The sequence below is a fragment of the Actinokineospora sp. HUAS TT18 genome (assembly GCF_051364635.1).
Classification (GTDB): domain Bacteria; phylum Actinomycetota; class Actinomycetes; order Mycobacteriales; family Pseudonocardiaceae; genus Actinokineospora.
Window position 1 is genome coordinate 3,007,941 of record NZ_CP195645.1, and the last position, 20,724, is coordinate 3,028,664.

General features: G+C 69.1%; 23 protein-coding genes and 1 pseudogene. 4 read left to right on the forward strand and 20 right to left on the reverse strand.

The features are described from left to right. The first annotated feature begins 12 nt into the window (after nt 1–12). Complete coding sequence (locus ACSHT8_RS13375; protein WP_436501093.1) at nt 13–885, forward strand: DUF4231 domain-containing protein; 873 nt, start codon at nt 13–15, stop codon at nt 883–885. Nucleotides 886–888: 3 nt separating this feature from the next. Here the strand turns inward: ACSHT8_RS13375 and ACSHT8_RS13380 are convergent, their stop codons facing one another. The 3 genes from ACSHT8_RS13380 to ACSHT8_RS13390 are packed head-to-tail and all read right to left on the reverse strand — an operon-like array spanning nt 889 to nt 3,488. Further along, nucleotides 889–1,230, reverse strand: coding sequence for a PASTA domain-containing protein (locus tag ACSHT8_RS13380; RefSeq protein ID WP_436501094.1), 342 nt, complete (start codon nt 1,228–1,230; stop codon nt 889–891). 22 nt (nt 1,231–1,252) lie between these two features. Then, nucleotides 1,253–2,245, reverse strand: a complete 993-nt coding sequence (locus tag ACSHT8_RS13385) for an SGNH/GDSL hydrolase family protein (RefSeq protein ID WP_436501095.1) — start codon at nt 2,243–2,245, stop codon at nt 1,253–1,255. Between the two features lie 52 nt (nt 2,246–2,297). Continuing rightward, nucleotides 2,298–3,488, reverse strand: coding sequence for an MFS transporter (locus ACSHT8_RS13390; RefSeq protein ID WP_436501097.1), 1,191 nt, complete (start codon nt 3,486–3,488; stop codon nt 2,298–2,300). Nucleotides 3,489–3,596: 108 nt separating this feature from the next. Here ACSHT8_RS13390 and ACSHT8_RS13395 point away from each other — a divergent pair, with 108 nt between their 5' ends. Together ACSHT8_RS13395 and ACSHT8_RS13400 are read left to right on the forward strand one after the other, a co-directional pair. After that, on the forward strand, nt 3,597–4,157 hold the full coding sequence (locus tag ACSHT8_RS13395; RefSeq protein WP_436501098.1) for an N-acetyltransferase family protein: 561 nt from the start codon (nt 3,597–3,599) through the stop codon (nt 4,155–4,157). Nucleotides 4,158–4,236: 79 nt separating this feature from the next. After that, entirely contained in the window at nt 4,237–4,746 is a 510-nt protein-coding gene (locus ACSHT8_RS13400; protein WP_436502060.1) for a hypothetical protein, read from the forward strand. On the opposite strand, the gene ACSHT8_RS13405 is transcribed toward ACSHT8_RS13400, so the two are convergent. From ACSHT8_RS13405 to ACSHT8_RS13485, 17 genes and pseudogenes are all read right to left on the reverse strand, one after another. Then, nucleotides 4,714–4,944: a DUF397 domain-containing protein gene (locus tag ACSHT8_RS13405; RefSeq protein ID WP_436501100.1), complete on the reverse strand. Its 231-nt coding sequence runs from the start codon at nt 4,942–4,944 to the stop codon at nt 4,714–4,716. The two genes, ACSHT8_RS13400 and ACSHT8_RS13405, sit on opposite strands and share 33 nt — an antisense overlap. After that, on the reverse strand, nt 4,925–5,806 hold the full coding sequence (locus ACSHT8_RS13410) for a helix-turn-helix domain-containing protein (RefSeq protein WP_436501101.1): 882 nt from the start codon (nt 5,804–5,806) through the stop codon (nt 4,925–4,927). The genes ACSHT8_RS13405 and ACSHT8_RS13410 overlap by 20 nt, the downstream gene beginning before the upstream one ends. A 119-nt stretch (nt 5,807–5,925) precedes the next feature. Continuing rightward, nucleotides 5,926–6,483: a hypothetical protein gene (locus ACSHT8_RS13415; protein ID WP_436502061.1), complete on the reverse strand. Its 558-nt coding sequence runs from the start codon at nt 6,481–6,483 to the stop codon at nt 5,926–5,928. A 15-nt stretch (nt 6,484–6,498) separates the two neighbouring features. Beyond that, nucleotides 6,499–7,185 (reverse strand): annotated as a pseudogene (locus ACSHT8_RS13420) (Clp protease N-terminal domain-containing protein); the annotation flags it as partial. Then, nucleotides 7,178–8,425 (reverse strand): caspase, EACC1-associated type, encoded by a 1,248-nt coding sequence (locus tag ACSHT8_RS13425; protein ID WP_436501103.1) that lies wholly within the window; start codon nt 8,423–8,425, stop codon nt 7,178–7,180. The pseudogene ACSHT8_RS13420 and the gene ACSHT8_RS13425, both read right to left, overlap by 8 nt. Then, on the reverse strand, nt 8,425–8,754 hold the full coding sequence (locus tag ACSHT8_RS13430) for an effector-associated constant component EACC1 (RefSeq protein WP_436501105.1): 330 nt from the start codon (nt 8,752–8,754) through the stop codon (nt 8,425–8,427). Before ACSHT8_RS13430 ends, ACSHT8_RS13425 begins: the two co-directional genes overlap by 1 nt. 31 nt (nt 8,755–8,785) lie before the next feature. Beyond that, nucleotides 8,786–9,229, reverse strand: coding sequence for a hypothetical protein (locus ACSHT8_RS13435; RefSeq protein ID WP_436501106.1), 444 nt, complete (start codon nt 9,227–9,229; stop codon nt 8,786–8,788). Continuing rightward, nucleotides 9,229–9,999, reverse strand: coding sequence for a 4-hydroxy-tetrahydrodipicolinate reductase (gene dapB, locus ACSHT8_RS13440; RefSeq protein WP_436501108.1), 771 nt, complete (start codon nt 9,997–9,999; stop codon nt 9,229–9,231). The genes ACSHT8_RS13435 and dapB overlap by 1 nt, the downstream gene beginning before the upstream one ends. After that, a complete protein-coding gene (locus ACSHT8_RS13445) occupies nt 9,996–11,396 on the reverse strand; it encodes a M16 family metallopeptidase (protein WP_436501110.1) in 1,401 nt (466 codons plus the stop codon). The genes dapB and ACSHT8_RS13445 overlap by 4 nt, the downstream gene beginning before the upstream one ends. Continuing rightward, the gene (locus tag ACSHT8_RS13450) at nt 11,393–13,630 is read right to left on the reverse strand and encodes a polyribonucleotide nucleotidyltransferase (protein ID WP_436501112.1); all 2,238 of its coding nucleotides are present in this window, start codon (nt 13,628–13,630) and stop codon (nt 11,393–11,395) included. The genes ACSHT8_RS13445 and ACSHT8_RS13450 overlap by 4 nt, the downstream gene beginning before the upstream one ends. A 244-nt stretch (nt 13,631–13,874) precedes the next feature. Further along, nucleotides 13,875–14,144 (reverse strand): 30S ribosomal protein S15, encoded by a 270-nt coding sequence (gene rpsO / locus ACSHT8_RS13455; RefSeq protein WP_436501114.1) that lies wholly within the window; start codon nt 14,142–14,144, stop codon nt 13,875–13,877. A 124-nt stretch (nt 14,145–14,268) separates the two neighbouring features. Then, the gene (locus tag ACSHT8_RS13460) at nt 14,269–14,715 is read right to left on the reverse strand and encodes a 2'-5' RNA ligase family protein (RefSeq protein WP_436501116.1); all 447 of its coding nucleotides are present in this window, start codon (nt 14,713–14,715) and stop codon (nt 14,269–14,271) included. After that, nucleotides 14,712–15,182, reverse strand: a complete 471-nt coding sequence (locus tag ACSHT8_RS13465; protein ID WP_436501118.1) for an XRE family transcriptional regulator — start codon at nt 15,180–15,182, stop codon at nt 14,712–14,714. Before ACSHT8_RS13465 ends, ACSHT8_RS13460 begins: the two co-directional genes overlap by 4 nt. Before the next feature lie 68 nt (nt 15,183–15,250). After that, entirely contained in the window at nt 15,251–16,201 is a 951-nt protein-coding gene (locus tag ACSHT8_RS13470; protein WP_436501120.1) for a bifunctional riboflavin kinase/FAD synthetase, read from the reverse strand. Nucleotides 16,202–16,521: 320 nt separating this feature from the next. Further along, the gene (truB, locus tag ACSHT8_RS13475; protein WP_436502062.1) at nt 16,522–17,433 is read right to left on the reverse strand and encodes a tRNA pseudouridine(55) synthase TruB; all 912 of its coding nucleotides are present in this window, start codon (nt 17,431–17,433) and stop codon (nt 16,522–16,524) included. Beyond that, entirely contained in the window at nt 17,430–18,758 is a 1,329-nt protein-coding gene (locus ACSHT8_RS13480; protein WP_436501122.1) for an MFS transporter, read from the reverse strand. Before ACSHT8_RS13480 ends, truB begins: the two co-directional genes overlap by 4 nt. Nucleotides 18,759–18,841: 83 nt before the next feature. Further along, nucleotides 18,842–20,143 carry an MATE family efflux transporter gene (locus tag ACSHT8_RS13485; protein ID WP_436501124.1) on the reverse strand — a complete coding sequence of 434 codons (1,302 nt, stop codon included), beginning with the start codon at nt 20,141–20,143 and terminating at the stop codon, nt 18,842–18,844. Nucleotides 20,144–20,211: 68 nt separating this feature from the next. On the opposite strand from ACSHT8_RS13485, the gene ACSHT8_RS13490 reads away from it, so the two are divergent. Further along, nucleotides 20,212–20,721, forward strand: a complete 510-nt coding sequence (locus ACSHT8_RS13490) for a CGNR zinc finger domain-containing protein (protein WP_436501126.1) — start codon at nt 20,212–20,214, stop codon at nt 20,719–20,721. Nucleotides 20,722–20,724: the final 3 nt, after the last annotated feature.

Sequence of the window (20,724 nt, forward strand, 5' to 3'; positions counted from 1 at the left end):
GGAAGGACCCCCGTGGAGTCAGCGGAATTCGCTTGGAGACAGCAGCGGCGGTGGTCGCGCGCCGCCGACGCGCTGAAGAAGTCCATCGGCCGGTCGCGGTGGACCACGCTGGCGCTCAGCGTGGCGGGCGCGGTCCTCGCCACGGCGTCCGCGCGGCTCTTCGCGGTGGACGGGACCGCGGGCCGGGGTGTCGCCGTCGCCGCCGCGGTCGCCCTCGCGGTGATCCCGTTCGCCCAGCGCGGGTCGGGCATCGAGCGGACCAGGGACTGGACCAGGGCGCGGTCGGTGTCCGAGGCGATCAAGACCGACGTCTACACCTACCTCGCGGGCGCGGCGCCGTTCCACGGCGACGACCGGGACAAACTCCTGCTGGCCCGGCTCGACGCCCTGGCCGACGACGCGGGCGACCTGACCGAGCACCTCGACGACACCCCCGCGCAGCGCCCACTCCCGGCGGTGCACGACCTGGAGTCCTATGTGGAGCTTCGAGTGCGCGCCCAGGCCAGGGACTACTACCGCCCGAAGGCACGGGCCCTGGCGCGGACCCACCGCCTGCTGCGGGCGGCGGAGACGGCGCTGGCCGTCGCCGCCGCGGCGCTGGTGGCCGGGGCGACGGTGGCGCCGTCGCCGGGCGTGGTCGTGTGGATCGGGGTCATGACCACGGTGGCGGGCGCCCTCGCGGCGCACGCGGGCGCCGAACGCTACGACTACCAGGTCGTGGAATACACCCGGACCGCGGACAAGCTGGAGCGGCTGATCGCCAGGCAGAAGATCGACCCGGCCGACACCGACACGTTCGTCGCCGAGTGCGAACGGGTGATCTCCATTCAGAACGAGGGCTGGATGGCCAAACTCGCCGTCGAGGAACCCGACGTCAAGCCGTGACCGTCACGGACACTGCTCGGTGAGTTTGACCGCGCCGAAGTCGATCTTCGTGTCCGCGGTGATCGCCGTCCCCGGCGCCACGTTCTGGGAGCAGACCTTCCAGTTCGAGTCGACCACCTGCTCGCGCTTCTGCCCGGTGGCGTCGTGGGAGTCGGTGAACAGCAGCTTCTTGTCGGTCAGCGCTTGAATCTTGTCCTGGGCGTCCTGGAGGACGGCGCCGACCAGGTCGGGCATCGTCCACGCCCCTTCGGCGGGCGACGACGGGTTCTGCGTGGCGCTCGGGGCGGGGGCGGCGGGGCCGCAGGCGGTCAGCGCAGCCGCGACCGCCAGCCAGACGAGTCTCATGATCCCATTGTCGCCGCAACACCTACGGGGCGCTGATCTCCCCGGCGTACCGCGCCATCGTGGTGACCTCAGCCTTGGTCGCCGCGTTCCGGCCGGACGGCTTGAGCGCCAAGGTGCTGGACGTGCCGCCGAGCGCGCGGTGGATCAGGTCGGCCTCGGCCTTCATGCCCGCCAGGTTCGGGTGGTACGCGGCGGCGCCGAACACGTTGGTGTACTGGCCCGCGACCCACGCCGCGTCGCCCGCGCAGGCGTCGTGGCCGAGGCTGGGGCCGTAGGTGTCGACGTAGAGGGCGCCTTGGCGGCGGGCGGCGTTGGCGACGGCGGCGTTGAGCTTGCGTTCGACGGCGTCGGCCCAGCGGTAGTCGCCGTCGGCGAAGGGGACGACGTCGGGGCAGGTGCCGGTGGGCGGGACGAGGCGCGGGTAGCCGACCATGACGATCTTCGCGCCCGGCGAGTGCGCCCGCGCGCCCTTGATCACGTTCTCCAGGTTCTTCTGCGTGTTGACGAGCGCGGCGCTGAGCGTGTCGACGCCGTTGACCGTGAAGTGCTCCTGGCAGGGCGAGCCGGTCGGGTTCGACGCGCGCAGGCCGGGGCAGGTGCCGACGAGGCTGCCGAAGACGCTGTAGTCGTTGCCGCCGATGCCGATGGTGATCAGGTCCGTGTCGAGGCTCAGCGCGTCGAACTGGGGCGACTGGGTGCTCATCGGGATGTCGGGGCTGGGCGTGACCTGCGGCTGGGCCATGTTCGTCGTGTCCGCCGACGAGCACGTGACGTCGGTGAACGCGCCCGAGGTGTAGTAGAGGCCGAGCTTGGTCGCCAGCCACGCCGGGTAGTTGTTGTTGGAGCGGAAACACCAGCTCGCCTGCTGCCATGGGATCAGCGGCCCGGCACTGAACGAGTCGCCCAGGGCGACGTAGTGCTTGTAGACCGGCGCGGTAGGCGCGGCCTCGGCGGTCAGCCCGGTGGCCGCGGACGCGGCCACCGCCAGGGCGAAGGTCAGGGCGATTCGGCGCATGCGGAGCCTCGCAGGGGTCACGGTGTGCAGGGAATCACATCGTGACTTCCATTCATGTTCGAGTCAAGACAAAACTGAAATGATCTTCACGTTTCCAGGTCCGCGCGGCGAACCCGACTCCCAGCGCGCCGACGAGGGCCAAGGCGACGGCCGCCACGGTCGGCGACAGGGCCGCGACCAGCAGATACGTGACCAGCCAGCCCGCGTGCGACAGCGCGAACTGGGCGGCGAAGAGCGCGGGCAGGTCGCCACCGGTGTCGCGGATCAGCCTGCCGACCGGGGTCAACACGGCCGAGTACAACGCGCCGATCAACACCCAGAGGGCGAGCAGCGACGGCCACGACGTGACAAGGGCGGGCGCCGCCAGCAGCAGCACCGGCAGGGTCGCGGCGGCGGTGAGCATGATCCGGCGCGGGGGTTCGCGGTCGAGCAGCCGGGGCAGGGCGAGCGCGGCGGCCATCGAGCCCAGCCCGAACGCGACCAGCGCCAGCGCGACGGAAGTCTCGGAGCGCCCAAGGTGCACCTGGACGATCACCACGGTGTCGACCAGCACGAACGCCCCCGCGCCCGCCGCGGCCAGGTTGAGGCCGAGTTGGGCGCGCAGGGCGGGCGCGCGGACGTAGGCACGCAGGCCGTCGGTCAGGCGGCGGCTCGTCGGGGTCGGGCTGGGCAGGCGGGTGGTCAGCACGAGCGCGGCCGAGCCGAGGAAGCCGAACGCGGTGCCGACGAACAGCCACGAGAACCCGACGACGCTCAGCAGCGCGGCGGCGATCATGGGGCTGAGCAGGGCTTCGAGGTCGTAGGCGAGCCGGGACAGCGACAGGGCGCGGGTGTAGTCGCGCTGGTCGGTCAGCACGGCGGGGATGACGGCCTGGAACGTCGGGGTGAACGCGGCTGAGGCGGTTTGCAGCACGGCCACCAGGGCCACGACCTGCCAGACCGCGTCGACCCACGGCAGCGCGCACGCCACGGCCGCGCGGACCAGGTCCAGGGAGATCAGCAGGCGGCGTCGGTCGATCGCGGCGGTGAGCGCGGCGGCGATAGGGGCGATGACGATGTTGGCAAGCATCTTGATCGCGAGCAGCCCGCCGAGGACGGTCCCCGCGCCCACCCCGGCGAGGTCGTAGGCGAGCAGCCCCAGCGCGACGGTCGCGAGCCCGGTGCCGAGCAGCGAGATGACCTGCGCGGCGAACAGGGCGCGGTAGACGCGGTCGAACACCGTGGCCTCCCAGGGTCGCGGCAACTGTAGATCCGCGACCCCGCCTGCGACGACGGCGCAAAAGCCACTGTGTGGCAGCAGGAGCGCGGACCTGTTCGCCCGGCGCTGATCGGTACCGGCTACGTTCCGGGCATGGCCCTTGCCGCTGTCCGCCCCGCTGTGCCCGCCGACGTCGCCGAGATCGCACGCATCCAGGTGGTGACCTGGCAGACCGGTTACGCCAACCTGCTCCCCCCGGACATCCTCGCCGCCTTCGACGCCGACGCGGCGGCTCTCCGGTGGCAGCAGACGATCGAACAGGGACCCGCCCGCGTGCTGGTCGCCACCGAGGGCGAGTGGATCGTGGGTTTCTGCAGTTCAGGGGCGTCGCCGGAGTCGGAGTCGGCTGCGGCCAACGACGTCCCCGCCCCCGACTACGCCACGGTCGCCCTGATCGGCACGCTGCTCGTCGAACCCCGCTGGGGCAGGCGCGGCCACGGCGGCAGACTCCTGGCGGCAGCGGCCCAGGCCGCACGCGAGGACGGGGCGACGCGCGGGATCTGCTGGGTGCCGGAAGCGGACAAGTCGTCGGTCGGCTTCTTCCGCCGCGCCGGGTGGGTGCCGGACGGCGTGGTACGCACGCTCGATGCCGGTGGAACTCCGCTGCGTGAGGTTCGGCTGTCGGGGGCGCTGGATTTGGAGCTCACGGAGTAACGCGCACAACCATCACGGCGGTATTACGTCCTAGATGAGGTACCGTCCACGGTCAATCCATTCCATGGGGGTTTCCCGCGTGCTGCCTTGGCTCTGTGTGACGTTCGGAGTCGCGCTGGGCTCGGCACTTGTCCCGCTGGTCAGCATCGAGTTGTTCGTACTGGGCCTGATGTCGCAGCGGCCGGGGATCTCGTGGCTGGCGCTGGGCGCGGTCGTCGCGGTTGCCCAGATGGCCGGAAAGCTTCTGTACTACTACGCCGCGCGCGGCTCGTTCCCCTTGCCGAAGCTGCTGCACCGGCAGCCGAAACCCCTCACCGACCGACGCGCCCGCTGGCAGCTGCGCACCAAGCGCGTGCGGGCGTGGCTGGAGGCGATGCGGGAACGCTGCGAACGGCACCCCGGGTGGATGTTCGGCACCTACGGGGTGAGCTCGCTGACGGGCCTGCCACCGTTCATGGCGATGACGGTGTTGGCCGGGTTGGTGCGGATGCCGCTGACGACGTTCGTGTCTGTGGGGTTGGTGGGCCGCTGGGCGCGGTTCAGTGCGCTGGCGGCCTCACCGGCCTTGTTCGCGGGATGGTTCCTGTAGGAAGGCGACCCAGGCGGCGGGCGGGAACGAGAGCTGCCCGGCTTGGGGCTTCTTGGAGTCACGCACACCAACGACATCCGCAAAATCAACCTCGACGCAGTCGCCATTTGTGCCGCTGAAGCTGCTCTTACGCCAACGAACCTCGACGCAGTTCCCGTTCGTCCCGCTGAAGCTGCTCTTACGCCACGCCGTCCCCATGACTGCTCGCTTCCGTCCGGTCGTACTCGCTTGCGAGCGACGCAAGCACCGAACGTGATTCTTTCACACTCAGCGCAACCTGAGCGAGGTTGCCGAGAACCAGCCAGTACGTGGCGATATCCGCCTGGCTCTCCATGAAAACCGAGCGATTCTCGGTCTCCACGCAGATCAACGGCTGATGGTCGGTGTACTGCATCAATCGGAACGGCCCGGCCAGACCGGCGTGGGCGCCGGCGGCCGTGGGGATGATCTGGATCGAACAGAACGGCCGGGAAGAGACGAACAGCAGGTGCAGCATCTGCTCATGCATCACCTGTGCTCCGCCAACCGGAAGGCGCAGAGCCTGTTCGTGGATGTAGAAGGTGAGGTCGGGCGGGGTCGCTCGGCGCAGGATGATCTGCCGCTCCATGCGCGCCTTCACCCGAGGTTCGATGCCAGGTTCGGGAAGCAGGCCCGGGCCGCCGATGATCTCCCGCGCGTAGTCCTCCGTCTGGAGGAGACCAGGAATCCGGTTGAGTTCAAGCGAGTAGATGGCGGATGCGGTGGTCTCGTGCAGCACGAGAGTGCGGAGTTGGTCAGGCAGTTTCTCGCCGTGCGGGCGGACCCACGTGCCGTCCTCGTCCCCCGAGCAGAGTCCGACAATCCGGTCCAACTCTTTCGGCGTCACGCGGCAGAAGGCCAAGTAGATGGCCGCGTCCACGTCACTGCATGACACCTTCCCCGACTCGACCCGCGAGACCTTCGACTCGTTCCACCCGATCAGGTGGCCGAGTTCGCGTCCCGTCAGCCCTTGCCGCAGCCGTGCCTTCTTGAGTTCGTCCCCGAGTTCACGGCTTCGCGCCGTCGCGTTGCGCCCATCCATACCCGCACGCTAACGACTTCCCACCCTGAAATCCCGCCGAACCCGCCACAATCACCGTAAAGGACGATGGACGCGCTTTTCTTGCACGCCAAGCAAATCCGCCGCTAATCAACAGTTGATTAGCAGATCGTCCAGATGTCCACACCGGTGACCGCGAACGGATCGTCGTCCAACTCCACCGTTCCCCGAGCGGCTGCCGGTTCGTCGAGTTCGGCCTTCATGGCCGTCATCGTCGAGGTGACCCAGTCGGCGTCGACGACCCGGGAGTCCGAACCGCCGAAGCGCGAGCATGTCTCATCGAGCAGATCGATCGCGCTTCCCGGCAGCGGACTGGTCCGAATGTGCTTGCGCGCCAACCGGACAGCGGCGGCGAGCGCCGGATCGGTGATCTTCACGCCGTGGTGTTCCTCGAGTCCGGGTCTGGCGACCGCCGCGACCTCGATCGCGTCATCGTCGGGCAGCTCGCCGATGCGGATCGGCTGGAACACCTGTCCCAGTGCGGAAGTCTCCAGTTCGGCGTACTGCGCCGGAGTCATCGTCGTGATCAATTGCACGTCGCCCCCATGCAACGCGGTCGCCAGGTGCCCGGTGAGACCGAACCCTTTCTCCGCGAACAGCACAACTTGGCCATCGCCCGCGACCTCGGCGATGAGGTCCTTGATCTCCTGGTCGGACATGATCGCCAAGTGGGTGAGCGTATACACCGTCCTGCGCGGGACTTGCTCTTGCGCCAGCAGAGCGGTTGCCACGCCGTAGACCACCGACGTCGTGCCGACGCCCTTCTCCCCCACGAGAACCGGGTTGTTGCGACGCTGCCTGCTGAGAACCTGCACGACCCGGTGGATCTCGTGGCGCCGCCCGATCACCGGGTTCTGGCCCGCCATGGCCAACGTGTTGAACGTGAACCGGCCAAGCAACTGCGCGGGCTGGGACGTGGGCGCGGGCGATCCACTCAGCAGGCTGAGCACCCGATCGCGCATCGACTGCAGCTCGATGCCCTCCATCGCCAGCACCTGCGCCGCGACGCCCTGACCTTCCCGCAGCATCCCGAGCAGGACGTGTTCAGTGCCGATGTAGTTGTGCGACAGCAGGAGCGCCTCGCGCAGGGACAACTCCAGGACCTTCTTGGCGCGCGGGGTGAACGGAATGTGCCCCGAGGGCGCCTGCGCGCCCCGGCCGATGATCTCCTCGATTCGCGCCCGCACGCTATCCAGGTCAAGCCCGGCCGAGCTCAGCGCCCGGTGGCCGACACCCTCGCCCTCGTGGATCAGACCGAGCAGGATGTGCTCGGTGCCGATGTAGTTGTGGTTGAGCACACGGGCGTTCTCCTGGGCCAGGACGACGACTCGGCGAGCTCGGTCGGTGAACCTCTCAAACAACGCGTACCCCCTCCCACAGCACGTTCAGGTCCCGCCTCGTCCACTCCACCTGCGGATCCAGGACCCGGAGCTTGGCCAGTTCCTCCAGCAGGGCAACCGCTTCCGCCACCGCACCGGTCCTGGCGAGATACCGGGCGAGGACGTGCTGGGTGCGGTGGGTCTCGTCGTAGTGGTGGCCGAGCACGCGGCGGCGGGTCGGCAGCAGCACGCGCAGCATGGTGATGGCCTCCTCGACATGGCCCGACTCGGCCAGACACACGGCAAGGAACTGCTTGGACCGCAACGTGTCCTGGTGTTCGTCACCGAGGACCATCGACTGCACGGCAAGCAGCTCCCGCAACTGACCAGCGGCGGCGGCCGGGTCGTCGCGGCCGGTGGCGTGGGCGATGAACTGCCTGGTACGCAACGACTTCACGTGCTGTTCGCCGAGCACCTGGACCTGACCGGCCAGGGTCTCCCGCAGCGCGTCGAGGTCGCCGAACGCCTCGCCGAACCGGGCGTCGAGGGCTTCCTCGGTCAGCGCGACGATGGCTTGGTTGCGCACGATCTGGAACCGGTCGGCGGTGCGTGTGCCGCGCTTCTGCGGGCGGGGCAGGCCCTCACCGATCATCACCGTGGAGAGCTGGCGGTAGACCTCGTCGATGGTCAGGTACTCGCCGCCGCCGGGGACGCCGTCCTTGAGCAGCCGCAACAGCCTGCCGGTGAACGCCGTGTGGTCCTCCCCAGGGAGGACGAGAGCGACCTGGTCGCGCTGGGCGGAGGTCAGCAGGTAGGTGCCGTCAATGTCGAGCTGGCCGACCACCGAGCCGACCGGGTCGGCCATCGGCTCCCCCATCGCCCGCCCCGAGTAGCAGCAGTCGAGGACGACGATCTTCGTGGCGGCCGGGCTGTCGAGCACCCGATCCCGCAGGGCGACGTAGGAGAGGGAGCCGAAGACCGGGTCTTCAAGATCGCTGTCGCGCATCCCCAGGTACAGCTCGTGACGACGCCCGACGATGCCGTGCCCGACGTAGTAGACGACGAGCAGATCCTCGGCGCCAGCCATCGCAGCGGAAAGTTTGCGGCCGAGGCTGGAGACGTTGACCTCGTCGAGCAGAACAGTGCAGTCCTCGGGGTCGACGAGCCCCTCGATGAAGACGTCGCGTAGGTCTTCGAGACAGTTGCGGACGACCGGGATCGCGGGCAACCGCTCGTCGGCGTACTCCGACGAGCCCATCAACACGACACGGGACCGCCCCATCAGTCCTCGATGAGCCGCTTCAGGATCGCCTCGATCTCGCCGGGCTTCACCCGGTCGGCGTCGATCTCGGCGGTCCGCTCCCCATTGATCACCGTAATCTTGATCTGCGCGTGCCGCGGCCGCTGAATCCACGCCCGCAGGGACGCAGCCAACACCGTGATCGCCCCACCACTGCCGACAGCGACCATGAGCGCGTCCGACACGGCCCCGAGCTCCCCCGGCTTCGGCTCGTGCACCCGCATGGCGACTTGAAGATCCGCATCGCCGGAAAGCCAGTCGTACAGGGATTCCAGCTCCGCCGATTCGGCGACCGAGACCGCGACATGCATGAACTGGAAGTCGCGGCCCGGCTACCTCACGTTACTGGTTGGACGCCAATTCGAGGGCTTTGCGCATGGCGTCTCGGCCGCGGCCGCGGTCGCCCGCGATGTCGTAGGCCACCGCGAGTCGGTACCACGCGCGCCAGTCCTCGGGAGCCGCCTCGACCTCCGCGCGCCGTTCCTCGAACCACGCGTCCGCCGCAGCACGGTCGACGCGGCCGGAAGGGAGGCGGGGCAGGCCGGACGTGTCCGGCAGGCCGCCCTCGGCGTCCAGCCGCTTGCCCAACTCCGAAGTGCGCATGCCGAACCGCAGCGTCGACCACACCACCCAAGCGCCCACGATCGGCAGCAGCAGGACGCCTATGCCGAAGGCGATCGCGGTGGGTGAGCCGTCGCGGAACAGCGCGACCGCTCGGCCGCCCAGGAGTACGAAGTACAGGACCAGGACGGCCGAGAGGACCAGCGAAACCGTGCGCGCGGACACTAGAGGTCGAGCAGGTTCTCCAGGCCCATCACGAGCCCGGAGTGGTCGAGGATGGCCCGCACGCCGTGCAGCACGCCCGGCATGAAGGACTTGCGGTCCAGCGAGTCGTGGCGAATGGTCAGCGTCTCGCCTTCGCCGCCGAAGAGGACTTCCTGGTGGGCCACAAGGCCGCTGAGGCGCACCGAGTGGACCCGGATGTCGTCGACCAGCGCGCCGCGCGCACCGTCCACTTCGGACGTGGTGGCGTCCGGGATCTCCCCGAGTCCGGCCGCCGCGCGGGCCTCGGCGACCAGGCGCGCAGTGTGGGCCGCGGTGCCGGAGGGCGCGTCGGCCTTGCGGTTGTGGTGCAGTTCGATGATCTCGACGGTGTCGTAGTACTTGGCCGCCTGCTGGGCGAACCGCATCGTCAGCACCGCGCCGAGGGCGAAGTTGGGGGCGATCAGCACGCCGAGTTCGGGCTTGGGCTCCAGCCACTGCTTGATCGTTGTGAGCTTCGCGTCGTCGAAGCCGCTGGTGCCGACGACGGCGCGGATGTCCTGGTCGATGCAGAAGCGCAGGTTGTCCATCACCACATCGGGGTGGGTGAAGTCGACGACGACCTCGGCGCCCGCGTCGGCGATGTCGAACATCCAGTCGCCGGTGTCGACCATCGCGACGACTTCCATGTCACCGGCCGCCTCGACCGCGCGGCACACCTCGGCGCCCATGCGGCCACGCGCGCCGAGAACACCCACGCGGATGGGGTTGTCTTCCGACCTAGGCTTGGTCACTTGGTCACCTCGTGCAGTTCGACCGGGACATCGTCGGCATGAGCGTAGGGGCCGACCACGGCGGCGGCGAGCGGCCGGGCCAGCAGTTCACGGGCGAGCTTGGTGACATCCTCGACGGTCACCGCGGCGATCCGTTCGAGGGTCTGCTCGACCGACAGGTAATCGGCGTAGGCCAGTTCGCTCTTGCCGATGCGCGACATGCGCGAGCTGACGTCCTCCAGGCCCAGCACCATCCCGCCACGCAACTGGCCCTTGCCGCGGGCGACCTCGGCGTCGGTGAAGCCGTCGCGCGCGACCTGGCGCAGCACGTCGCGGACGACGCCCGCGACCTGGCCGAGGCGGTCGGGCTGGCAGCCCGCGTAGACCGAAAGGTGGCCGGTGTCGGCGTAGGAGGCGACCGAGGAATACACCTGGTACGCCAACCCGCGCCGCTCGCGGACCTCCTGGAACAGCCGCGAGCTCATGCCGCCGCCCAGCGCCGCGTTAAGCACGCTGAGCGTGAAGCGGCGGTCGTCGTGGCGGTCGAGGGCGCGGACGCCGAGCATCATGTGCGCCTGCTCGGTGTCGTCGGTGTGCAGCACCAGCCTCGGCGCGCTCGACAGGCGGGCGCGGCCCGCGCGAGGTGCCACCGGGGTCTTCTCGCCGGTCAGCCGGTCGCGCAAACCTTTGCGCACCAGCGCGAGGACCTGGGTGTGCGAGACGTTGCCCGCGACCGCGAGCACCATCTTCGGCATCGTGTAGCGGCGCCGGTAGAAGCCGTTCAGCGCGCTGCGCGACATGTCGGTGATCGACTGCTCGGTGCCCAGCACCGGCCGGCCCAGCGGGTGGTCGGCCAGCAGGGCGCTGCAGAACGCGTCGTGCAGCAGGTCTTCCGGGTCGTCGTCGCGCATGGCGATCTCTTCGAGGACGACGCCCCGCTCAGTCTCCACATCGGACTCCGCGCACCGCGCGTCGAACACGACGTCGGCGACCAGGTCCATGGCCAGCGGCAGGTCCTCGTCGAGGACGTGCGCGTAGTAGCAGGTGTGCTCCTTGGCGGTGAACGCGTTCAGCTCGCCGCCGACGGCGTCGATCTCCTCGGCGATCTGCGCGGCGGTGCGCTTCGCGGTTCCCTTGAACAGCAGGTGTTCGAGGTAGTGCGCGGCACCGGCCACGGCGTTCGGCTCGTCCCGCGAACCGACCTGCACCCAGATGCCGACCGACGCGCTGCGCACGCCGGGCACCTGCTCGGTGATCACCCGCATGCCGCCCGGGAGCAGCGTGCGCTTGACCACGGCGTCGGCCGAGTTCTCCAAAGTCAGGGTGGTGCCCGGCTTCTGGAGGTGGCCCTGGACCTTTGCGGAACGGCCGCGAGCGCTCAGAAGAGCACTCGCGGCCGCCGTGGAGCGTTCACTCACTGGGCAGGAGCCGCCTCAACCTCTTCGACGGGAGCGTCGGCCGCCGGAGCGGCTTCGGCGTCCTCGCCGACGACAACCAGGCTGATCTTGCCGCGCTGGTCGATGTCGGCGATCTCGACGCGGAGCTTGTCGCCGACCTTGACGACATCCTCCACCTTGTTGATGCGCTTGCCGTTGCCCAGCTTGGAGATGTGGACCAAGCCGTCCTTGCCCGGCAGCAGGGAGACGAAGGCACCGAAGGCGGCGGTCTTGACGACCGTGCCCAGGAACCGCTCGCCGACCTTGGGGAGCTGCGGGTTCGCGATGGCGTTGATGAGGCCGATGGCGGCCTCGGCGGACGGGCCGTCCGCGGCACCGACGTAGATCGTGCCGTCATCCTCGATGGAGATGTCGGCGCCGGTCTGCTCGGTGATCGAGTTGATCATCTTGCCCTTCGGGCCGATGACCTCGCCGATCTTGTCCACCGGGATCTTCACGCTGGTCACGCGCGGGCTGAACGGCGACATCTCGTCCGGGCCGTCGATCGCCTCGGCCATGACCTCGAGGATCGTGTACCGGGCGTCCTTGGCCTGGTCGAGCGCCTGGGCCAGGACCTCAGACGGGATGCCGTCGAGCTTGGTGTCGAGCTGCAGCGCGGTGACGAACTGCTTGGTGCCCGCGACCTTGAAGTCCATGTCGCCGAAGGCGTCCTCGGCGCCGAGGATGTCGGTCAGCGCGACGTAGCGCGTCTCACCGTCGACCTCGTCGGACACCAGGCCCATGGCGATACCCGAGACCGGCGCCTTCAGCGGCACACCGGCGTTGAGCAGCGACATGGTCGACGCGCAGACCGAGCCCATCGAGGTGGAGCCGTTGGAGCTCAGCGCCTCGGAGACCTGGCGGATCGCGTACGGGAACTCGTCGCGCTTGGGGAGAACGGGCATGAGCGCCCGCTCGGCCAGCGCGCCGTGGCCGATCTCGCGCCGCTTCGGCGAGCCGACGCGGCCCGTCTCACCGGTGGAGAACGGCGGGAAGTTGTAGTGGTGCATGTAGCGCTTGTGCGTCTCGGGGGACAGCGAGTCGATCTGCTGCTCCAGACGCAGCATGTTCAGCGTGGTGACACCCAGGATCTGGGTCTCGCCGCGCTCGAACAGCGCCGAGCCGTGCGCCCGCGGGATCAGCGCGACCTCGGCGGACAGGTCGCGGATGTCGGTCAGACCGCGACCGTCGATGCGGACCTTGTCGCGCAGGATGCGCTGGCGGACGAGCTTCTTGTTCAGCGAGCGGAACGCCGCGCCGATCTCCTTCTCGCGGCCCTCGAACGCCTCCTGGGCGCCGACGGTCTCCAGACACAGGGCCTTGACCTCGTCGATGCGGTTCTCGCGGTCCTGCTTGCCCGCGATGGTCAGCGCCTCGGCGAGCTGGTCGGACACGGCGGCGGCGACGGCGTCGTAGGCGTCGGGCTGGTAGGCCGGGTACGTCGGGAACTCGCCGGTCTCCTTGGCCGCGTTCGCGGCCAGCTCGGCCTGCGCGTCGCACAGCACCTTGATGAACGGCTTGGCGGCCTCGAGGCCCTCGGCCACGACCTGCTCGGTCGGCGCCGGGGCACCGGCCTCGATCAGGTCGATCACGTTGTCGGTGGCCTCGGCCTCGACCATCATGATCGCCACGTCGTTGTTGACCACGCGGCCCGCGACGACCATGTCGAACACGGCCTTCTCAAGCTGCTCGTAGGTCGGGAACGCGACCCACTGGCCCTCGATGAGCGCGACCCGGACGCCGCCGATGGGGCCCGAGAAGGGCAGCCCGGCGAGCTGGGTGGACGCGGACGCGGCGTTGATCGCCACGACGTCGTAGAGGTCCTGCGGGTTGAGCGACTGGACCGTGATGACGACCTGGATCTCGTTGCGCAGACCGTCGACGAACGACGGGCGCAGCGGGCGGTCGATCAGGCGGCAGGTCAGGACCGCGTCGGTGGACGGGCGGCCCTCGCGGCGGAAGAACGCGCCGGGGATGCGACCCACGGCGTACATGCGCTCCTCGACGTCCACGGTCAGCGGGAAGAAGTCGAAGTGCTCCTTGGGGTGCTTCGACGCCGTCGTCGCCGACAGCAGCATGGTCTCCTCATCGAGGTAGGCCACGACGCTGCCCGCGGCCTGACGGGCCAGGCGGCCCGTCTCGAATCGGATGGTGCGCGTGCCGAACTTGCCGTTATCGATGGTGGCAGTCGACTCGTGCACGGTGATGTCAGTCATATATCTCCTCGTCTTCGAGCCAGCGCGCAACCCGAGCACGGGGTCGCGGTTCGGACGAGGCCGGTCTTCGATCGAAGTCTTCGGGGGTTGGTCGACACTCCCTGTGTCGTGTCCCGGAGACCACTACCGAGGACCGGCGAACTTGGTCCCTTGCTGCGCGGCGTGCTGGCTCTTCGTCTTTGTTTCTTCGTTGTTGAGTTATGGGTGGGGGGAGTGACCGTCGGCCACTCCCCCCAATGTCACGCTATCGACGCAGGCCGAGGCGCGAGATCAGCGCACGGTAGCGCTCGATGTCGACCTTGGTCAGGTAGTTGAGCAGCCGGCGGCGACGGCCGACAAGAAGCAGCAGGCCACGACGCGAGTGGTGGTCGTGCTTGTGCATCTTCAGGTGCTCGGTGAGGTCCTTGATGCGCTTGGTGAGCAGCGCGATCTGGGCCTCGGGTGATCCGGTGTCCGAGTCGTGCACGCCGTACTCGGAAAGGATCGACTTCTTCTGCTCGGTGGACAGAGCCACTCGTCATCTCCTCATATACATGTCCCGTGCGGCCCGGAGTGGTGAATCGCACCCGGGTGAGTCGGTACCGGCCGCCACGGACTGCAGCCGGACCCAATCACCAAGGTTAGCAGGTGGCCGCCGACTACTCCGCGTGGAGCAGTCCGAACCGCTGGACCGGGGTGTACACCGGGCCTGGGTCACTGCGGTAGAGGACGAGTTCGGCGGGGGTCCACTCTGGTCCCTCGTAGTCGGCCTCGAAGCTCATCCGGTGGCGTTTCGGCCAGCGGGAGAGAGTCATGTGCGGGATGTAGTCCGCCGGGTCGCCACCCGCGGCTTTCACGATCGTGTGCAACTCGGGGCTGCTCTCGACACCGATCCAGGCGACACCCGGGAACGTTCCCGTCCCGCTCAGCTTAAGGCGCGGGGCCTGGAGTGTCGCGGGAATTAACGGCGGGGTGGTCTCGCCGTAGTACACGACGGTGATGTGCCAGGTCAGGCGGGCTGTCAGGCGACCGGGGGCTTGCGGGAGGTTCGCGGCGAGGTGGTCGGCGACTTCGTCGGGCAGGGGGAACGCGCTGAACAGCCTCATACCCGCTTGCCCGCGCGACGCAGCAGGTCGGCGAGTTCGGGGAACCGGCCATCGAGCGTGGCGGCGGCCTCGGTCAGGTCGTTGGACGGGATGAGCCTGCGCAACGCCATGATCGCACTGCGACCGACGTCGACGGGCAGGTTGTCCCTGGTCACGGCCGGTTTCGAGGCACGCACGTCGTCGAGGGCGGCCTGGAGCGCCTCACGGCGGCCGGAGGCGACGTCGGGGGTGAGGATCTTGCGTTCGAGCATGATCAGCCTGGCGAGGACGGCCGGGTTGCCGATCTTGGCCCGGCGGCCGCTCATGACCTGGCTGAGCATGGGGGCGCTGATGCCGAGAACGTCGGCCAGACTGGCCTGCGAGACGTCGAAAGCCACAACCAGCCTGCGTACCCGATCGCCCAACGGTTCCCCGTACCACTCCCGCTGCAACGCGATGTTGCGCTGGACGATCTTGTGGTCCTCCACGTCAATGGCCTCCCTGCCCGCTTTGGGAGCATCTTGCCAGGCCCGGCCACGGTCCGTGGGCGAATCGCCTACTCGCCGTCGAGCAGCTCCCGGGTGCGGTCGACATCCTTGTGCATCTGCTCGACGAGCGCCTCGCTCGACGGGTACTTCTCCATGGCCCGCAACCGCTCGATGAAGTCGATGGCGACCCGCTGCCCGTAGAAGTCCTCGTCGACGTCGAGCACGAAGGCTTCGACGCGGCGCTCGCGACCGGAGAACGTCGGATTGGTGCCGACGCTGACCGCGGCCGTGAGCGGTCCTCGTTTCAGATTGTTGAGCAGGGTGAACTGGCAGGCATAGACGCCATCAGCGGGAACCGCGGCGAAGCGGGGGGTGGAGAGGTTCGCGGTCGGGAAGCCCAACTCGTGCCCCCGGCCGTCGCCGCGCACGATGATCCCTTCGAGCCGGTGCGGGCGGCCGAGCGCGGCCTGCGCGGCCTGCACGTCCCCGGCGTCGATGCAGGCGCGAATATAGGTGGAGGAGAAGGTGATCTCGCCCGCCGAGTCGGCCGTGACCAGCTTGGCCCCCTCGGTGGAGAACCCGAACCGGTGACCGAGCTTGGTCAGCAACTCGACATTGCCCAGCGCCCGGTTACCGAAGGTGAAGTTCTCCCCGACGACGACGGCGGCGATGTGCAGCCGCTCGACAAGGACCTCGTGGACGAACTCGTCTGCGGTGACCTTGGAGAGCTCGGGGGTGAAGGGGAGGACACAGAAGGCGTCGATGCCGAGGCTCTCGACGAGCTCGGCCTTACGACGGAGGGTGGTCAGTTGCGCGGGGTGGCTACCCGGCCGGACCACCTCGGACGGGTGAGGGTCGAAGGTGAGCAGAACGCTCGGGAGCTTGCGCTCGTGGGCGATCTCGACCGCCCGTTTGATCAGCTCCTGATGCCCGCGGTGGACCCCATCGAACACCCCGATGGTGGCCACACAACGACCCCAACCGCTCGGAAGATCCTCAAGCCCGCGCCATCGCTGCACGCCGCCAACCCTAGTGGCTGACCGCCCACGCGCCACCGTGGCCCAGCGCACTACCTACCGCCGGCGCACCCTTGAATGACGAAGTGGGACCGGAACGAGAAGGAGAAAGCGCGAGAAGCGGCTCAAACCGCATGCGAGCAAGGAAACTGAAGCCCTAAGCAGGGCAACACCAGAACGCGAATGCCTGTTTGGGTGGTTCGCCTTGATTCGGGGCAAATGGGCCTGAACTCGTGGTGCGGATGGGGTTCCTTCGCCCCACCTTTTGACCCGCACAGGCCCACTTGGCGGGCGAACCACCCAAACAGGCACCCCAGCACAAATCAGGGGACGTCCAGTACCAGCAGCGCCTTGGCGAGGCTGCCCTCATCCACCCCAAGCGCGATCGCCTTGCCGGCAGGGTCGAAGATCCCATAAGTCCCCGAGATCCCCGCCGCGGGCAGCTTCCGCCCATGCGACAAGGCGATCGCCTCCGCCTTCCCCAGGTCCCGCCGAGGGAACGCCGCCGCCACCGCCCCGTCCATATCCAGCGACAAAGTCGGGTCTTCCTCCAACTGCGCCAACGTCCGAGCCAACCGCAGATCGAACGGCCCAACCCGAGTCCGCCGCAGCGCAGCGAGATGCCCGCCGACCCCCAACGCAGCCCCAAGATCCCGAGCCAACGCCCGCACATACGTCCCAGAAGAACAGTCGACCATCACATCAAGATCGACAACCGCACCCCGAGAAGTCCCCAGCAGATCGAACCGGAACACCGTCACCGGCCGAGCGGGAATCTGCACGTCCTCCCCCGCCCGAACCCGCGCGTACGCCCGCTTCCCATCGATCTTCACCGCACTCACCGAACTGGGAACCTGCAAAATGTCCCCAGTCAACGCCGCGATCCCCTCAGCAATCGCGTCATCACTCACCGAGGACGCGTCGGCCGACGACACGACCTCCCCCTCAGCGTCATCCGTGGTCGTGGACGCACCCAGCCGGATCGTGGCCAGGTACGTCTTGCGGTCGAGCGCGAGATGACCCAGCAGTTTCGTGGCGCGCTCAATCCCCAGGACCAGCACTCCGGTCGCCATGGGGTCGAGCGTGCCCGCATGGCCGACCTTGCGGGTTCCGATGATCCGCCGGACCCGGGAGACGACGTCGTGCGAGGTCATGCCCGGTTCCTTGTCGACGACAAGCAGTCCGGGGGCGACGGTGGGGCGCGTACTGGCTTTGGACACGACCGGGAATCCTATGACGCGATGGATCCCGCGTGCGCTGGGATGTCCCAAGCGCGCCTGCGGATCTGCACCGGCACCGATTCGCCACGTGCGCCCGCGACCAAAACGAACGCCCGCGCCCGCCGCCACCACACCCCGGTTCGCCAGGCGCCGAGCAGGAGCATGGCGGCGATGGTGAGGAACGCGACGCGGAAGCTGTTGGCGTCGGCGGCCGCGGCGTCGCCGCCCAGGAGCAGGCCGATGCACAGGGTGGTCACCGTGATGGCGGCGAAGCCGCCGACGTTGACGACGCCGCTGGCCGTGCCCACCCGGAACAGCGGGTTGTAGTCGCGGGCGATGGCGAAGCCCACACCGGACAGCGGGCCGCCGAGCGAGACGAACGAGAAGGCGACGATCACCAGCGGCACCGGCACCACCCCGCCCGGCCACCCGAGCAGCACGGCCCACACGCCGACCGACACCGCGAGGAACGCCGCGACCATCGGCACGCGCCACTCCGGCTTGCGGCTGATCGTCTCCCCGACGATCGGGCCGGTGACACCGCCGACGATCACCAGCAGGCTCAGCACCGCGCCCGCCGCCGACTCGGACATGCCCTGGGCGCGGACCAGGTACGGGAAGCCCCACAGCAGGCCCAGCACGGCGGGGGCGAACATCGTGGAGAAGTGGACCCAGAACCCGAGCCGGGTGCCGGGCGTCCGCCACGCGTCGCGGACCTGGGCGAGCAGGGCGCGCAGCGAACTGGCGTCGGAGCGGTGCGCGGGGGCGCCCACCGGCGCGTCCTTGACGCGCAGGAACACGACGATCGCGTACAAGGCGGTGACCGAGCCGGTGACCGCGAACGTGGCTACCCAGCCCGCGTGCGACAGCAGCAGGGTCAGCGGCACCGTCGCCGCCAGGTTGCCGATCGAGCCGACCGCGGCGGTGAGCGAGGCGATCGAGGCGTAGCGGCGCGACGAGAAGTGCGCGGCGACGAGCCGCAGGACGCTGATGAACGTCATCGCGTCGCCGAAGCCGAGGACGCCGCGGGCGATCACGGCGATGGAGTAGGTGGGGGCGAAGGCGAACAACAGCTGGCCGATCCCCATGGCGAACGCGGCGGCGACGAGCACCCGGCGCGGGCCGAAGCGGTCGACCAGCAGGCCGGTGGGGATCTGCATGATGGCGTACACGCCGACCTGCAGGACGGTGAACACCCCGAGCGCGGCGGGGCCCACATGGAACCGCTCAGCGGCCTGGAGACCGGCCACGCCGAGGGATGTGCGGTTGAACACCGCCAACAGGTAGACCGCCACCGCGGTTGCCCAGATCACCAGCGCTCGGCGCTTGGCGGCAGGCACAGGCGGCTCCAATCTCGCGTAGGTCTACACCAGTGTCATCGATGCACCCGGTGAATTGTTAGCCTAGCTAAGCGTGTCGTCCATCACAGTCCCATGTGGACAGTCCCGGTGACCGCCCACCGGCCGTCCCGCATCCGGCCGAGCAGCGTCGCGAGCCTGATCAACATGAACAGGCTCAGGCCGATCCAGATTCCCGTCAGCCCCCACCCGAACACGTGCGAAAGCCAGACCAGCGGCAGGAACCCGGCGATCGCCGAGGCCAGCGTGGCCGTACGGAGGAACTTCGCGTCGCCCGCGCCGAGCAGGACGCCGTCGAGCGCGAACACCACTCCCGCAACGGGTTGCATCGCGACGAAGAACCACCAGGCATGCGGGATCTCTCGCAGGACAACGGAATCCTGCGTGAACACGCGCGGCAGGATCTGCGCGAGCGCGGCGAACACAGCGGCCAGCGTGACGCCGAACACCAGGCCGTAACCGGTGATCTTCCGCGCCAACACCTTCGCGCGCGCGGCGTTGTCACCGCCCAACGCGGCACCGACCAACGACTGGGCCGCGATGGCGAGCGAGTCGAGAACCAGCGCCAGGAACGTCCACAGCTGCAAGACGACCTGGTGCGCGCCCACGGCCCCGACGGACGTGCGGGCGGCCACCGCGGCGGCGGACACGAAACACGCCTGGAACGCGAGGCTGCGCAGAATCAGATCGCGCCCGAGGACGAGCTGCGCCTTGACGATCTTGGGATGCGGCCGCAGGTCGACCTTCTCGGCGAGCAGCGCGCGGAGGAAGAGCGACCCGGCCACGACCTGGCCTGCGACGTTGGCCACCGCGGACCCGTTGAGGCCCATGCCCGTGCCATGGACCAGCACCGGACAGAGGATCGCGGACACGCCGTTGCCCGCGAGCACGTAGCGAAGCGGACGCCGCGTGTCCTGGACCCCGCGCATCCAGCCGTTGCCCGCCAGCGTCACCAAGATCAGCGGGACCCCGAGCAGCGCGATCCGCAGCCAGCCGGTCGCGGCGTCGGCCAGGTCGCCGGGGCCCGCCAGCGCGGTGGCCACCGGCCTGGCCAGCAGGTTTCCGACGCCGACGATGACCAGGCCGACCACCAGCGCGAGCCAGGTCGCCTGGACTCCCTCGGCGACCGCGTCCGTGCGGCGGCCCGCGCCGTGGAGGCGGGCGGCGCGGGCGGTGGTGCCGTAGGAGAGGAAGGTCAACTGGGTGGAGAGCTGGGCCAGGACGATCGCCCCGATCCCCAGCGCGCCGAGTTCGAGGGCACCGAGATGGCCGACGACGGCGGTGTCGACCAGCAGGTAGAGCGGCTCGGCGGCGAGCACCGGGAGCGCGGGCAAGGCGAGGCGCGCGACCTGGCGTAGGTCACTCATGAGTGCACCGCCTTGGCGTAAGGTGTGAAGTCCCGTTTCGCCCCTGACAGTAGCTGTAAGGACCGACATTGGACAACGCCGATTACCTCGACGTCGCCCTCCGCCTGGCCAACGCCGAGTTGACGGACCTGCCGACGCTGGTCGAGACGCTGCGGGAGGAGCCGTGGTGGGCCGACCGGGCGACCGACGCGGACCTGGCCGCGCTGCGTCCGGTGGCCGAGGCGCTGCGCTCGACGCTGGCGGCAGCGACGGACGGCGACGGGGAGACGGTGCTCAGCGGGGTCAACACGCTGCTGGAGAAGCACCCGCCCCGGCCGAGGGTCTCCGGGCACACCGCGAACCCGTGGCACATCCACGTGGCCGACGCCGACGCGCCGCCCGCGACCGAGGTGGCCGCGGCGGCGGCGTGGGGGTTGGCGCAAGGACTGGTCGAGTACCGCCTGACGCAGTGGGGGCGGTGCGCGGACTGCGGGAACTTCTTCCTGGACCGGTCGACCAACGGCACCAAGCGCTACTGCACGACGAAGTGCGCGAACCGGGCACACGTGGCGGCGTTCAGGTCCCGCCACCGAGGTTAGGGA

Bases quoted from the DNA above. Each gene is read 5' to 3' on its own strand.
- ACSHT8_RS13380 (WP_436501094.1), bottom strand. From the start codon at position 1,230: ATGAGACTCGTCTGGCTGGCGGTCGCGGCTGCGCTGACCGCCTGCGGC.
- ACSHT8_RS13460 (WP_436501116.1), bottom strand. From the start codon at position 14,715: ATGAGGCTGTTCAGCGCGTTCCCCCTGCCCGACGAAGTCGCCGACCAC.
- ACSHT8_RS13430 (WP_436501105.1), bottom strand. From the start codon at position 8,754: ATGCATGTCGCGGTCTCGGTCGCCGAATCGGCGGAGCTGGAATCCCTG.
- ACSHT8_RS13410 (WP_436501101.1), bottom strand. From the start codon at position 5,806: ATGGATGGGCGCAACGCGACGGCGCGAAGCCGTGAACTCGGGGACGAA.
- ACSHT8_RS13425 (WP_436501103.1), bottom strand. From the start codon at position 8,425: ATGGGGCGGTCCCGTGTCGTGTTGATGGGCTCGTCGGAGTACGCCGAC.
- ACSHT8_RS13395 (WP_436501098.1), top strand. From the start codon at position 3,597: ATGGCCCTTGCCGCTGTCCGCCCCGCTGTGCCCGCCGACGTCGCCGAG.
- ACSHT8_RS13385 (WP_436501095.1), bottom strand. From the start codon at position 2,245: ATGCGCCGAATCGCCCTGACCTTCGCCCTGGCGGTGGCCGCGTCCGCG.
- ACSHT8_RS13450 (WP_436501112.1), bottom strand. From the start codon at position 13,630: ATGACTGACATCACCGTGCACGAGTCGACTGCCACCATCGATAACGGC.
- ACSHT8_RS13485 (WP_436501124.1), bottom strand. From the start codon at position 20,143: ATGAGTGACCTACGCCAGGTCGCGCGCCTCGCCTTGCCCGCGCTCCCG.
- ACSHT8_RS13405 (WP_436501100.1), bottom strand. From the start codon at position 4,944: ATGGGGACGGCGTGGCGTAAGAGCAGCTTCAGCGGGACGAACGGGAAC.
- ACSHT8_RS13415 (WP_436502061.1), bottom strand. From the start codon at position 6,483: ATGTCCGACCAGGAGATCAAGGACCTCATCGCCGAGGTCGCGGGCGAT.